The sequence below is a fragment of the Paraburkholderia tropica genome (assembly GCF_900109265.1).
Classification (GTDB): Bacteria; Pseudomonadota; Gammaproteobacteria; order Burkholderiales; family Burkholderiaceae; genus Paraburkholderia; species Paraburkholderia tropica.
Genome location: NZ_FNZM01000009.1, coordinates 106404 through 119714, shown reverse-complemented (window position 1 = coordinate 119714; position 13311 = coordinate 106404). Strand labels below are relative to the sequence as shown.

The window sequence follows — 13311 nt, the reverse complement described above, 5'->3', positions numbered from 1 at the left end:
TATAGCGGGCCGAGCAAAGCTGCGTGGCGCTATGGCGATCGACGGCTGAGGTTAGCAAACGGCGTGCCGCTTGGGACGGCTACGCGCGCCGTGAACGCGTGCGCGAAGCTTGCAGCCATCTTTCGACGCGTGGTTGAACGGGCGGTTGGCGATTTTCGTTGCGTGTCTGGCGGAGAAAACGGCGTTTGGATCGAAGCGCCCGACAGTGACCGAGGCTCGACCGAGGCGCGACCCAGGCGCCCGATAGAACCCATCGCCGTTCAAGCCGATGCGAGATTGCGCGAATAGAAGCGGCGGTTCAACAGCTTGCGCACCATCGGCGCGAGTTCGCCTGCCGTGAGCCCGGCGGGACCGTCGCCTTGCTCGACCAGCGTGTCGGCGGCGAGACCGTGCAGATAGACGCCCGCGAGCGCCGCTTCGAACGGTGGCAGACGTTGCGCGAGCAGCGCGCCGATCAGGCCGCCGAGCACGTCGCCGGTGCCGCCGCTCGCGAGGCCCGCGTTGCCGGTCGGGTTGACGGCCACGCGGCCGTCGGGCGCGGCGATCACCGTGCCGCTGCCCTTGAGCACCGCCACGGCCGCGAAACGCTGCGCGAGCGCGCGCGCCGCAGCGAGGCGGTCACGCTGCACCGTGGCCGTGTCGACGGCGAGCAGACGCGCCGCTTCGAGCGGATGCGGGGTGAGCACGCAAGGCGCATCGCCGACCTGCGCGCGTTCGGTGACGCGCGCCGCGAGCGCTTCGTCGCGGGCGACGAGATTGAGTGCGTCGGCGTCGAGCAGCACCGGCACGTTCAGACGCAGGATCTGATCGACGAGCTGCCGCGCCGATGCGCTGCCGCCCATGCCGCAACCGGCCGCGACGGCGTCCATCGCGTCGAGCGAGAGCTTGGCCGCCGCGTGCAGCATCAGCTCGGGATGCGGTGCGTCGTAGGGCGGGGCGTCGTTACCGAGAAAGCCCGCGTGGACCTTGCCCGCGCCCGTGAGCAGGGCCGCGCGCGCGGCGAGGATCGGCGCGCCGCACATGCCGGTGTCGCCGCCGATCACCGCGAGCGTGCCGAAGGTGCCTTTGTGCGTGGCGTTGTCGCGCGCGGGCAGGGCATCGGCGAATAGCGCGGGGGCGTTGAGGCGCGCCGGCGCGTCGGCGGGCGTAGGCGCTTGGGGCGCCGTGTCGTTGCTGAAGTCGATACCGTCGGCCAGCCCGATCGGCGCCACGCTGACCGCGCCCGCGTAGTCGCGCCCCGCGCCGGTATAGAGCCCGGGCTTCGCGGCGATGAACGTCACGGTGTGGGTCGCGCGCACGGCTGGGCCGCCGCCGACTACGTTGCCGGTGTCGCTGTCGAGACCGCTCGGCACGTCGAGCGCGAGCACGTGCCCGCGTTGCCGGGCGCGCGCCGTGAGCCGTGCGGCGAGATCGGCGAAGACGCCGTCGAGCGCGCGCGCGAGCCCAATGCCGAACATGCCGTCGACGAGCCAGCCCCAGGCGTCGAACGACGCGGGCGGCGCATCGACGATCTTCACGCCGGCGTCGCGCGCGACGCCCAGCGCCCAGCGTGCGTCGTCGGGCTTCACTTCCACGGGCATGCAGACTTCGACCGTGATACCCGCGCGCTTGAGCTGCGCCGCGACGACGAGCGCATCGCCGCCGTTGTTGCCGGGTCCCGCGACGATCCACACGGGCTGCGCACCGAGCGGCGCGGGCGCGTGGGCGATCTGTTCGAGCAGGAAGTGGGCCGCCGCGGCGCCCGCGCGTGCCATCAGCGTGTGTGCGGGCACGGCGGACTGCGCGGCGGTCTCGCTCACGCGCAGTTGCGCGACGGTCAGGAGCGGCACGGCGCGGTCGTGCGGATTGAGGAGCGTGGCGGTGGAAGCGGCTGAAGGAGCGGCTGAAGAAGCGGCGGGCGTGGCGTCGGTCATGGTGGCGAGCGTCGCCGGAGGGGCCGGCGGCGCGTGCGGTGAAGGCATCGATACCGCAACGATACCCGAGCCGTCAGACCTTGGCGTGCGCGCTGGCGTTCGTCGCGTGGAAGATCAAGCAGGAGGGAAGTCAGACGCGCCCTGAGTCGGACGCGCCCGGAATGTCGACAAAGCGTCGATCATGCTGACCAGCTGACGCCTAGCTACGCCCAGGCCAGAGCGCCTCGATCGTCTCGGCGGGCAGGTCGGGGCGCGTGTTGGAGATCTGCTGAGCGATCAGGCGCGCGGAGCCGAGCGCGAGCGCCCAGCCCGCCGGGCCATGCGCCGCGTTGACGTAAAGGCGCGGGTTGCCCACGCTGCCCACCAGCGGCAGGCCGTCGGCCGACAGCAGCTTCATGCCTTCCCACGCGAGCGCGGCGGAAATGCGCGCGGCGCCCGGCGCCCAGTCGCGCGAAGCTTCGCCGAGCAGCGCGAGCGCTTCCTCGGTGAGCGATTCGGGCAGCGGCTCGTCGAGCTGCTTGGCGTGCTGGAGCACCGCGCCGCCCGAAATGCGCAGGCGATGGTTCATGCGTGTGATGGCGATGCGCCGCGCGGCGTCGATCAGCGTCGAATGCGGCACGCATTCCTCGTGCGCGACCGGCGAATTCAGCGTGTGCATGCGCAGCGGATAAACCGGCAGCTTGATGCCCAGCGGCGCGAGCAGATTCACGGTCTGCGCGCCGGCTGCGACGACCACGGCATCGGCGGAAATCACTTCGACTTCGCGCGTGCGCGAGGCGTCGTCGGGACGCGGCGCGAGCTCGACGGCCGCGCGCTGGCTCTCGATGCGCACCGCGCTCACTTCGCGGCCGGTCTGGAACTGCACGCCGCCGAGCGTATCGAGCACCTGTTTGAGCTGCTTGACGAAGAGCGGGCAGTTCGCCACCCGGCCCTGGTCGAAGCGCACGGCGCCCGCGAACGGCGGATCGGCGGGAATGGTGTGTTCGGCGGCCACGCACTCGTGCGGCGTGAGCACGTGATGCGGCGTCTCGAAACGGCGCAGCAGTTCGAGCGCGGGCTGCGTGAGCGACCATTCATCGCTGCCGCGCACGAGATAGAGCAGGCCTTCGCGCTGTTCGTACTCGAGCTGGAAGCGGCCTTCGGCGTCTTCCAGCACGCTTTGCGCCGATTCGATCAGCGGACGCAGGAGCGCGTAGCGCGTCTCGAAGGCTTCGGAGCCGTGCAGCGTGGCGAGGCGTTTGACGAAGGCGCGCGCCTGACCGGTGAAACCGGTCTTGCAGATCACGCCGCCCGAGGACTGCCGGCCGTTGCGCAGGAAGGTGGGGCCGAACCAGACGTCGAGCGGGGTCGGCAGCACGATGCCGCTATGACCGTAGGTCGCGCCTTGCGCAACGGTGGCGTGGCGCTCGACCACGCAGACGCGATGGCCCGCCGCGCGCAGCTGGTAGGCGGTGGCGACGCCGGCGATTCCGCCGCCAATGACGATGACATCCATGACGATTCGATCTGCTGGCAGGCGGCGTGCCGTCGAACGAGGGCGCCGTGCCGAAGAGGGTGTGGCATGCGGCGCGCAAGCTGCGCGCCGATCGGTGAAACGCGCAATCATAGCAGCGAAATCGCCCGTCTCGCCATGCGCGTGCGTCGCTTGACCCGCCCGGCGCAAGGTGGCGCGCGCATCGATTGCGGGCCGCAACGCGCGTGGGCACGGGCAGGGCGACTGCTCAGGCGGCCCCGTTTTATTGCCATTCACCCGCCGTTCGTGCCGGGCCGCCGGCTGCCGCTGCGCCGTCCCGTATCGCGAAAAAAGCGGCTGTGCCGGACGCCGCGTCACCGTCTGCCGCGGCGACATCGCGAAAACGCGCACGGGCGTGCGCCTCGGGATGCGTGCGGATCGGCCTCGGGGGCGATCGGACGGGGTCTTCCGGGTTATAATCGCGGTCTCCTTTCATCGCCCGACGTCGGCCCGACGTCGTCGCCTGCGCGCGACGCATCGCCCCCCCGCGACGCACCCGTGCGAGGCCAGGCGCGACGTAACCTCGACGCAACGCCCCAGTCCATGGCCCACTTCTCGTGTTTCCCCGGTGCTTCGGCCCTCTCCGACTTCCGTCAGACCCGCCTGCTCGAGACGCTTCAGCGTATCGATGCCAACATCGTCGGCGTGCGCGGCCAGTTCCTGCATTTCGTCAACTCGGCCACGCCGCTTTCCGCTGACGACAGCGCGAAGATCGAAGCGCTGATGCACTACGGCGAGCCGTTCGCGGCCCCGCAGGAGCGCGGCAGCACGGTGACGTTCCTCGTGGTGCCGCGTTTCGGCACGGTGTCGCCGTGGGCGAGCAAGGCCACCGACATCGCGCATCACTGCGGCCTCGAACACGTGCGCCGCATCGAGCGCGCCGTCGAGTACACGGTGATCCTCAAGAGCGGCCTGCTCGGCGGTAAGAAAACGCTGTCGGACGAAGCGCACGCGGCCGTCGCTGCGGCGCTGCACGACCGCATGACCGAGAATGTCGCGGCCTCGCGCGACCAGGCGCTGCATCTGTTCGACGAACTGCCGGCGCGCCCGATGCAGACCGTCGACGTGCTCGGCCACGGCCGCAAGGCGCTGGAAACGGCGAACGGCGAACTGGGCCTCGCGCTCGCCGACGACGAAATCGACTACCTCGTCGAGAACTTCACGAAGCTGGGCCGCAACCCGACCGACGTCGAACTGATGATGTTCGCGCAGGCCAACAGCGAGCACTGCCGCCACAAGATCTTCAACGCAAGCTGGACGATCGACGGCCAGGAGCAGGATCTGTCGCTGTTCGCGATGATCCGCAACACCGAGAAGATCAGCCCGCAAGGCACGATCGTCGCGTACTCGGACAACTCGTCGATCATGGAAGGCGCGGTGGCCGAGCGCTGGTTCCCGCGCAAGACCGGCGCGGACGGCGCGCCGGGCGAGCAGTACGGTCGCCACACCGAACTCACGCACACGCTGATGAAGGTGGAGACGCACAACCACCCGACCGCGATCTCGCCGTTCGCCGGCGCGGCCACGGGCTCAGGCGGCGAAATCCGCGATGAAGGCGCAACGGGCCGCGGCGCGCGTCCGAAGGCCGGCCTCACGGGCTTCACGGTCTCGAACCTCGATCTGCCCGAGGCGCGCGAAACGTGGGAAAACGCCCGCGACGCCGCCACGCCGCTCACGCACCGCAATCCGGCCGACGCGCAGGGCGCCGATGGGGTTTACGGCCGCCCGGACCGCATCGCCTCGCCGCTGCAGATCATGATCGACGGCCCGCTCGGCGGCGCCGCGTTCAACAACGAATTCGGCCGTCCGAACCTCGGCGGCTACTTCCGCGTCTACGAGCAGAACGTCGCGGGCACCGTGCGCGGCTATCACAAGCCGATCATGATCGCGGGCGGCATCGGCAACATCAGCGACCAGCACACGCACAAGCACGATCTGCCCGCGGGCTCGCTGCTGATCCAGATCGGCGGCCCCGGCATGCGCATCGGCATGGGCGGCGGCGCGGCCAGCTCGATGGCGACCGGCACGAACACCGCCGAACTCGACTTCGACTCGGTCCAGCGCGGCAACCCGGAAATCGAGCGTCGCGCGCAGGAAGTCATCAACTCCTGCTGGCAGCTCGGCGAACACAATCCGATCCTGAGCATTCACGACGTGGGCGCGGGCGGTCTGTCGAACGCGTTCCCGGAACTCGTCGACGGCGCGGATAAAGGCGCGCGCTTCGAACTGCGCAAGGTTCAGCTCGAAGAATCGGGCCTCTCGCCGCGCGAAATCTGGTCGAACGAATCGCAGGAACGTTACGTTCTGGCGATTTCGCCCGCCGATCTGCCGAACTTCGAAGCGATCTGCGCGCGCGAGCGCTGCCCGTTCGCCGTGGTGGGCGTGGCGACGGCCGAACGCGAACTGAAGCTGATCGACACCGACGCGCAGGCGCTCGCCGCGAACGGCGGCCACCAGCCCGTCGACATGCCGATGGACATCCTGCTCGGCAAGCCGCCGCGCATGCACCGCAACGTCGAGCACGCGAGCACGCCGCTCGTGCCGGTCGACGTCACGGGCATTGCGCTCGACGAAGTCGCGAAGAGCGTGCTGCGCCATCCGACCGTCGGCAGCAAGTCGTTCCTGATCACCATCGGCGACCGCTCGGTGGGCGGCACGAACGTGCGCGACCAGATGGTCGGCCCGTGGCAGGTGCCGGTCGCCGACTGCGCGATCACCACGCTCGACTACGCCGGCTACAAGGGCGAAGCGATGACGATGGGCGAGCGCACGCCGCTCGCCGTGATCGACGCGCCGGCGTCGGGCCGCATGGCTATCGGCGAGGCCGTCACGAACATCGCCAGCGCGCCCATCGCGTCGCTCGACAAGCTGAAGCTGTCGGCGAACTGGATGGCCGCGTGCGGCGCGCCGGGCGAAGACGCCGCGCTCTACGACACGGTCAAGGCGATCGGCATGGAACTGTGCCCGGCGCTCGGCATCGGCATTCCGGTGGGCAAGGATTCGCTCTCGATGCGCACGAAGTGGAACGACGAAGGCGTGGCGAAGGAAGTGGTCGCGCCGGTTTCGCTGATCATCTCGGCGTTCGCGCCGGTCGAGGACGTGCGCCGTCACCTCACGCCGCAACTGCGCCGTGTCGACGAAGCGGGCGAGTCGGTGCTGATCGCGATCGATCTGGGCCGCGGCAAGAACCGCATGGGCGGCTCGATTTTCGCGCAGGTCACGCAACAGGTCGGCGACGCCGCGCCGGACGTCGACAGCGCCGAAGACCTCAAGCAGTTCTTCAACGCGATCCAGAAGCTCAACGCGAACGACCAGCTGCTCGCGTACCACGACCGCTCGGACGGCGGCCTGTGGGCGACGGTCTGCGAAATGGCGTTCGCGGGTCACACGGGCGTGTCGCTGAACGTCGACATGCTCACGCTCGACGGCGAGCACGGCACCGACTTCGGCGACGCCAAGGACTGGGCGAAGCAGACCAGCGGCCGCCGCGACGACCGCACGCTGCGCGCGCTGTTCTCGGAAGAACTGGGCGCCGTGATCCAGGTGCCGGCCACGCAGCGCGATGCCGTGCTGGCCGTGCTGCGCGAGCACAACCTGTCGGTGTGTTCGAACGTGATCGGCACGCTCAACAACCGCGACTCGATCGAGATCTACCGCGACGCCAAGCGCATCTACGAAGCGCCGCGCGCCGAACTGCAGCGTGTGTGGAGCGAAGTGAGCTGGCGCATCGCGCGTCTGCGCGATAACCCGGCCTGCGCCGACGCCGAATACGACGCGCTGCTCGACGCCGCCGATCCGGGCATGCAGCCGCAACTCACGTTCGATCCGGCCGAAGACGTCGCCGCGCCGTTCATCGGGAAGGGCGCGCGTCCGCGCGTCGCGATCCTGCGCGAGCAGGGCGTGAACTCGCACCTCGAAACCGCCTACGCGTTCGATCGCGCCGGTTTCGACGCGCACGACGTCCACATGAGCGACCTGCTCGCAGGGCGCGCCACGCTCGCCGATTTCGCGGGCGCGGTGGCCTGCGGCGGCTTCTCGTACGGCGACGTGCTGGGCGCGGGCGAAGGCTGGGCCAAGACGATCCGCTTCAACGCGCAGCTCGCGGACATGTTCGCAGCCTTCTTCGCGCGCCAGGACACGTTTGCGCTCGGCATCTGCAATGGTTGCCAGATGCTGTCGAGCCTCGCCTCGATGATTCCGGGCGCCGAAGCCTGGCCGAAATTCACGCGCAACAAGTCGGAGCAGTTCGAAGCGCGCTTCTCGCTGGTCGAAGTGCAGAGCTCGCCGTCGATCTTCTTCAACGGCATGGAAGGCTCGCGCATTCCGGTCGCGGTCGCGCACGGCGAAGGCTTCGCGGACTTCTCGCAGCAGGGCGACATCTCGAAGGTTGCGGTGGCGATGCGTTACGTCGATCACCGCGGTCAGGCGACCGAGGGCTATCCGTTCAACCCGAACGGTTCGCCGCAAGGCATCACCTCGGTTACGACCGCCGACGGCCGCTTCACCGTCCTGATGCCGCACACGGAACGCGTGCAGCGCACCGTGACGATGAGCTGGCATCCGGAAAGCTGGGGCGAGGCGAGCCCGTGGCAGCGTGCGTTCCAGAACGCGCGCAAGTGGGTGGGTTAAGGCGCACCAGGGCTGGCTGATGTCGGATTGAGGCCAGCCCCCCGTTCGCATCCCGGAACCCCGGTCAGGTCCGCTACGGCGGGCGTGACCGGGGTTTTTGTTTGGGCGTGCGGCGAATAGCGACCCTATTCGCCGCATAATGTGCGGAGAATAAATTGTGCATGCGGCGAATCCGCGCCATAATCACCGCATGAATAGCGGCGAATACACCTACATCTGGCAAGCCGGCGACTGGCCCGAGTGGCGCTTCGACATGGCCGCGCTCGCCGAGCCCATGGCCGAGGCGAGCCGCGCCCAGGGCGTGCTGATGGGCCGTCTCGCGGATGTCGGCATGCGTCTGCGTGACCAGGCGAGCCTCGCGGCGCTCACCGAGGACGTGCTGAAGACCAGCGAAATCGAGGGCGAGCGTCTGAGCGTGGTCTCGGTGCGTTCGTCGATCGCGCGGCGTCTGGGCGTGGACATTGGCGCGCTCGCGCCCGTCGATCGGCATGTGGAAGGCGTCGTGGAAATGGTGCTCGACGCGACGGCCGCCAGCCGTTTTCCGGTCACGCGCGAACGCCTGTTCGGCTGGCACGCCGCGTTGTTTCCGACCGGTTACGCGGGCCTCACGCCGATTCGCGTCGGCGCCTGGCGTGACGATGCCACCGGTCCGATGCAGGTCGTGTCGGGGCCGATCGGGCGTCAGCATGTGCACTTCGAAGCGCCGCCCGCGCCGCGTCTCGAAGCGGAGCTGGCGCGCTTTCTCGCCTGGGTCAACGCGCCCGCGCAGATGCCGCCGCTGATCAAGGCCGGACTCGGCCATCTCTGGTTCGTCACGCTGCATCCGTTCGACGACGGCAACGGCCGTGTCGCGCGCGCAATCGGCGATCTGCTGCTCGCGCGCGCGGACGGCAGTTCGCAGCGCTTCTACAGCCTGTCGGCGCAAATCCAGCGCGAGCGCAAGGCGTACTACGAGATTCTCGAACGCTCGCAGCGGCGTTCAATGGATGTGACCGAGTGGCTGCGCTGGTTTCTCGACACCTTGCATCGCGCGGTCGATCACGCGCAGATCACGCTCGACTCGGTGTTCGTCAAGGCGCGCTTCTGGCGTCAATGGGCGGACGCGCCGTTCAACGAGCGCCAGGCCAAGGTCGTCAATCGTCTGCTCGACGGTTTCGACGGCAAGCTCACCAGCAGCAAATGGGCCGCGCTGGCCAAGTGCTCGTCGGATACGGCGCTGCGCGACATCAACGACCTGCTCGCGCGCGGCGTGCTGCGCAAGAACGAGAGCGGCGGGCGCAGCACGAGCTACGAACTGAATCCGCCAGCATGAAAAAACCCCGCGCCTCGAAAGGTCGCGGGGTTTTTCCTACAGCAAAACCGCAGTGCGGATTTACTGGATCTTCGCTTGCGCGCGCAGTTGCTTCTCGAACGCGAGCAGCTTTTCCTGCTGGAGCTGCTGCACGATCTGCGGGCGAACCTGCTCGAGCGGCGGCGGGGCGATCGCGCGGATGTCGTCCACGCGGATGATGTGCCAGCCGAACTGCGTGTGCACCGGCGTATCGGTGACCTGGCCTTTCTGCAGCGACGTAGCGGCCGCGGCGAACTCAGGCACGTAGGCCTTCGGGTCCGACCAGTCGAGATCGCCGCCGTTCTTCGCCGAACCCGGATCCTTCGAGTACTGCTTCGCGAGGTCTTCGAAGCTCGCGCCGCCCTTGATCTTCGCGATCAGGTCCTTGGCCTGCTGCTCGTTGTCGACGAGGATGTGATGCAGGTGATATTCCTTGCCGCCCGCGCCTTGCGTGAGCTTGTCGTACATGGCCTTGACGTCGGCGTCCGTCGGCTGGTTGGTCTTGAGGAAGTCCTCGATCCACGCGTGCAGGATGACCTGCTGCTGGGCCATCGCCAGTTGCGCCTTCACGTCCGGACGATTCGGAATGCCCAGACGCGCCGCTTCCTGCATCAGCACTTCGCGGTTGATCAGCTCTTCACGCACGGCCTTTTGCAGATCCGGCGTGTCTTGCTGGCCCTGGGCCACGACCTGGGCGACGAGCGCGTCGGCGCGCGCCTTCGGAATCGGCGTGCCGTTCACGACGGCGATGTTCTGCGCAAAAGCGGGAGCCGCAGCGAACGCAGCCAGCAACACCCAGAGACGGGTTTTCTTCAAGGTCATCTGTAAGTCCTAACAGGGCGAACCAAAAGGGCGAACCAAATAAAGTGGGGCTTAGCGGGGCAGCGCCGCGGCTTCTTCGGGCGTGAGCGCCGTGATCGCGAGTGCATGGATGCCGCGCTGCATGGCTTCGGCCAGCGCATCATACACCATGCGGTGCCTTGCCACGCGGGCTTTCCCGGCGAATGCGGACGCAACGATCGTGACGTGATAATGCCCGCCCGCCGAGGCACCGGCGTGACCGGCGTGCTGTGCGCTGTCGTCGCGCACGACGATCGAATCGACCGGCGCGAGCGCCGCGGTGACGCGCGTTTCGATCAGCGCGAGGCGCTCTGCCGGCGAGGCGTTAAGGAACTCGTCGCTCATTCTTCTTCCTTCATGTGACGCGACAGCCACAGGCTCTGGCCGACGATGAACACCACCAGAATGCCGGTCGCGCCGAACAGTTTGAAATCAACCCAGGCGTCGGTCGAGAAGTGGAACGCGACGAACAGGTTCAGGATGCCGAGCAGCGCGAAGAAGACCGACCAGACGAAGTTCAGTTGCGTCCAGATGCGCGTGGGCAGCGTGATCTGCTTGCCCATCATCGCTTCGATGAGGTTCTTGCTGAACGCGACCTGCGAGACCAGCAGCACGATGGAGAACGCCCAGTAGAGCACCGTGGGTTTCCACTTGATGAAGGTTTCGTCGTGCAGCATGAGCGTGGCGCCGCCGAACACGACGACGATGCCCAGACTCAGCCACAGCATCGGGTCGACCTTGCGGTGACGAAACGCGACCCAGGCGATTTGCACGAGCGTCGCCGCGATGGCCACGGCGGTGGCCGTGAAGATGCCCCACAGCTTGAAGGCGACGAAGAACAGGATGATCGGGAACAGATCAAACAGAAATTTCATTATCGGCCTGGAAGTTGGCTCTAAGAGCCGCTAAAAGAGGGCGCGACGCCCGCGCGGCCCCAGGGCCGGCGGGCGTTTGCGCCCTCGCGCGAGGCGGCGCCTCGCTTACTTGGGCTCGAATTGTAACGCAGCCGAATTGATGCAATACCGCAGGCCGGTCGGGGCCGGACCATCTTCGAATACGTGGCCCAGATGCGCGCCGCAGTTCTTGCAACGCACCTCGATGCGCAGCATGCCGTGCGTGCGGTCCGTGCGCTCCTCGATTACCTCGCCGTCGATCGGACGGAAGTAGCTCGGCCAGCCGCAACCGGCGTCGAATTTCGTGTCGGATTCGAACAGCGGCGTGCCACAGCAGACGCAGTCGTAGATGCCGCGCTCGTTGTGGTCCCAGTACTTGCCGGTGAAGGCGCGTTCGGTGGCCGCATGGCGCGTGACCTGGTATTGCGTGGGGTCGAGCTTCTCGCGCCATTCGGCGTCGGACTTGTGGCCGGGGTAGGCGTCGGAGTTGTGGTCGTCCTGGCTCATGTCGGGTTCCTGTCGGGTTGCGGTCGAGGGGAAGTGCGGAAGAGTCGCTTAGATGGGGGCGCGCTCACGAAGAGCAACTGACTTCGAGCGAGCTCGCCCAGTCGGGCGGCAGCGCCGCGTAGCTTTCGTATTCCGGCTGCTCGTCGAAGGGACGCCTGAGCACCGTCGCGAGCCGCTCGACTTCGCTGAAATCCTTCTGTGCCGCGCGCTCGATGGCCGTTTGCGCGAGGTGATTGCGCAGCACGAACTTCGGATTGACGCGGTTCATCGCTGCGGCGCGCGTGGCGTCGTCGCGGGTTTCGTGCGCGAGACGCGCGCGATAGGTGACGGCCCACGCGTCGAACGCGGCGCGATCGAGGAACAGGTCGCGCACGCTCGTGTCGCCGCTCGCGTCGTGCTTCGAAACGCGCGAGAGATGGCGGAACGTCAGCGTGAAGTCGGCGCGATTCGCATGCATGATTTCGAACAGCTGGTTCGCGAGCTGATCGTCGCCTTCACGCGCGTGTTCGAGGCCGAGCTTCGCACGCATGCGCGCTTCGAGCGCGGGCGCGAAATGCCCCTTGAAGCCTTCGAGCACGCGTTGCGCGTCGGCGATGCAGCGCTCGGTGTGCGCTTTCTCGTCGGTCTGGTCGTACTGCGGGCCGAACAGCGGCAACAGCGCCTGCGCGAGGCAAAAGAGATTCCAGTAGCCGATCTGCGGCTGATTGCGGTACGCGTAGCGACCCTGCGAATCCGAATGATTGCAGATGTGATTCGCGTCGAAGCCGTCGATGAAACCGAACGGGCCGTAGTCGATCGTGAGACCGAGGATCGACATGTTGTCGGTGTTCATCACGCCGTGGCAGAAACCCACGGCCTGCCACTCGACCATCAGCGCCGCCGTGGTGCGCACGGCCTGATCGAGCAGCGCGAGATACGGGTCGTCAGCTTCGCGCAGCTGCGGATAGAAACGGTCGATGACGTGATCGGCAAGCGTGCGCAGCGCCTCGACGTTGTCCTGCGAATAGAAGTGCTCGAAGTGGCCGAAGCGCACGAAGCTCGGCGACACGCGCGTGACGACGGCGGCCGTTTCGAGTTCCTCGCGGCGCACGGTCTGATCGGAGCCGATCACGGCGAGCGCGCGCGTGGTCGGAATGCCGAGGTGATGCATGGCTTCCGAGCACAGATATTCGCGGATCGACGAGCGCAGCACCGCGCGGCCGTCGCCCATGCGCGAGTAGGGCGTGCGGCCCGCGCCCTTGAGCTGGACGTCGTAGCGCCGGCCCGCGTGCTCGACTTCGCCGAGCATCAGCGCGCGGCCGTCGCCGAGCTGGCCCGCCCACACGCCGAACTGATGCCCCGAGTAAACGGCCGCATACGACATGGCCGAGGGCGAGCGTTCGCGGGTGAAGTTGCCGCAGAAAAACGCCGCGAATGACGGATCGTTCACGACGCCCGGATCGAGCCCGAGCAGCGCGGCCGTGTCCGCCGAGAACCCGACCACGTAGGGCGCGGGCAGCGGCGCGCCGGGCAGGCGCGTGTGGAAGGTGGCGCCGAGCGCGGCGAACGCGTCGTCGCGCGCTGCGGTGAGCGCGCGTTCGAAGTCGGCGAGTGCGCCGCTTTGCGGCGCCTGGGGGGCGGACGTGCCGCCTTGCGAGTCTGAAAGGCCTGGTGAAAACGACATGTTGAGCGCCTGTGGATTAGCCG

At 67.9% G+C, this 13311-nt stretch carries 9 protein-coding genes; 2 read left to right on the top strand and 7 right to left on the bottom strand.

Annotation, left to right across the window (positions count from 1 at the left end):
- Window positions 1–260 precede the first annotated feature (260 nt).
- Window positions 261–1913 (bottom strand): bifunctional ADP-dependent NAD(P)H-hydrate dehydratase/NAD(P)H-hydrate epimerase, encoded by a 1653-nt coding sequence (locus BMY06_RS16395; RefSeq protein WP_074984175.1) that lies wholly within the window; start codon window positions 1911–1913, stop codon window positions 261–263.
- A 199-nt stretch (window positions 1914–2112) separates the two neighbouring features.
- Window positions 2113–3408 carry an FAD-dependent oxidoreductase gene (locus tag BMY06_RS16390; RefSeq protein WP_065065544.1) on the bottom strand — a complete coding sequence of 432 codons (1296 nt, stop codon included), beginning with the start codon at window positions 3406–3408 and terminating at the stop codon, window positions 2113–2115.
- Between the two features lie 561 nt (window positions 3409–3969).
- Here BMY06_RS16390 and purL point away from each other — a divergent pair.
- Window positions 3970–8055, top strand: coding sequence for a phosphoribosylformylglycinamidine synthase (gene purL / locus BMY06_RS16385; protein ID WP_074984174.1), 4086 nt, complete (start codon window positions 3970–3972; stop codon window positions 8053–8055).
- Window positions 8056–8245: 190 nt separating this feature from the next.
- Entirely contained in the window at window positions 8246–9367 is a 1122-nt protein-coding gene (locus tag BMY06_RS16380; RefSeq protein ID WP_074984328.1) for a Fic family protein, read from the top strand.
- A gap of 60 nt (window positions 9368–9427) precedes the next feature.
- Here the strand turns inward: BMY06_RS16380 and BMY06_RS16375 are convergent, their stop codons facing one another.
- From BMY06_RS16375 to BMY06_RS16355, 5 genes are all read right to left on the bottom strand, one after another.
- Window positions 9428–10207 carry a peptidylprolyl isomerase gene (locus tag BMY06_RS16375; RefSeq protein WP_074984172.1) on the bottom strand — a complete coding sequence of 260 codons (780 nt, stop codon included), beginning with the start codon at window positions 10205–10207 and terminating at the stop codon, window positions 9428–9430.
- Window positions 10208–10258: 51 nt separating this feature from the next.
- Window positions 10259–10570, bottom strand: coding sequence for a BolA family protein (locus tag BMY06_RS16370; protein WP_074984170.1), 312 nt, complete (start codon window positions 10568–10570; stop codon window positions 10259–10261).
- Entirely contained in the window at window positions 10567–11100 is a 534-nt protein-coding gene (locus BMY06_RS16365; RefSeq protein ID WP_074984168.1) for a septation protein A, read from the bottom strand. The genes BMY06_RS16370 and BMY06_RS16365 overlap by 4 nt, the downstream gene beginning before the upstream one ends.
- A 105-nt stretch (window positions 11101–11205) precedes the next feature.
- Window positions 11206–11625, bottom strand: a complete 420-nt coding sequence (gene msrB / locus BMY06_RS16360; RefSeq protein WP_065065539.1) for a peptide-methionine (R)-S-oxide reductase MsrB — start codon at window positions 11623–11625, stop codon at window positions 11206–11208.
- Window positions 11626–11689: 64 nt separating this feature from the next.
- On the bottom strand, window positions 11690–13288 hold the full coding sequence (locus BMY06_RS16355) for a protein adenylyltransferase SelO (RefSeq protein WP_074984167.1): 1599 nt from the start codon (window positions 13286–13288) through the stop codon (window positions 11690–11692).
- Window positions 13289–13311: the final 23 nt, after the last annotated feature.

Bases quoted from the DNA above. Each gene is read 5' to 3' on its own strand.
- BMY06_RS16395 (WP_074984175.1), bottom strand. From the start codon at position 1,913: ATGACCGACGCCACGCCCGCCGCTTCTTCAGCCGCTCCTTCAGCCGCT.
- BMY06_RS16390 (WP_065065544.1), bottom strand. From the start codon at position 3,408: ATGGATGTCATCGTCATTGGCGGCGGAATCGCCGGCGTCGCCACCGCC.
- purL (WP_074984174.1), top strand. From the start codon at position 3,970: ATGGCCCACTTCTCGTGTTTCCCCGGTGCTTCGGCCCTCTCCGACTTC.
- BMY06_RS16380 (WP_074984328.1), top strand. From the start codon at position 8,246: ATGAATAGCGGCGAATACACCTACATCTGGCAAGCCGGCGACTGGCCC.
- BMY06_RS16375 (WP_074984172.1), bottom strand. From the start codon at position 10,207: ATGACCTTGAAGAAAACCCGTCTCTGGGTGTTGCTGGCTGCGTTCGCT.
- BMY06_RS16370 (WP_074984170.1), bottom strand. From the start codon at position 10,570: ATGAGCGACGAGTTCCTTAACGCCTCGCCGGCAGAGCGCCTCGCGCTG.
- BMY06_RS16365 (WP_074984168.1), bottom strand. From the start codon at position 11,100: ATGAAATTTCTGTTTGATCTGTTCCCGATCATCCTGTTCTTCGTCGCC.
- msrB (WP_065065539.1), bottom strand. From the start codon at position 11,625: ATGAGCCAGGACGACCACAACTCCGACGCCTACCCCGGCCACAAGTCC.
- BMY06_RS16355 (WP_074984167.1), bottom strand. From the start codon at position 13,288: ATGTCGTTTTCACCAGGCCTTTCAGACTCGCAAGGCGGCACGTCCGCC.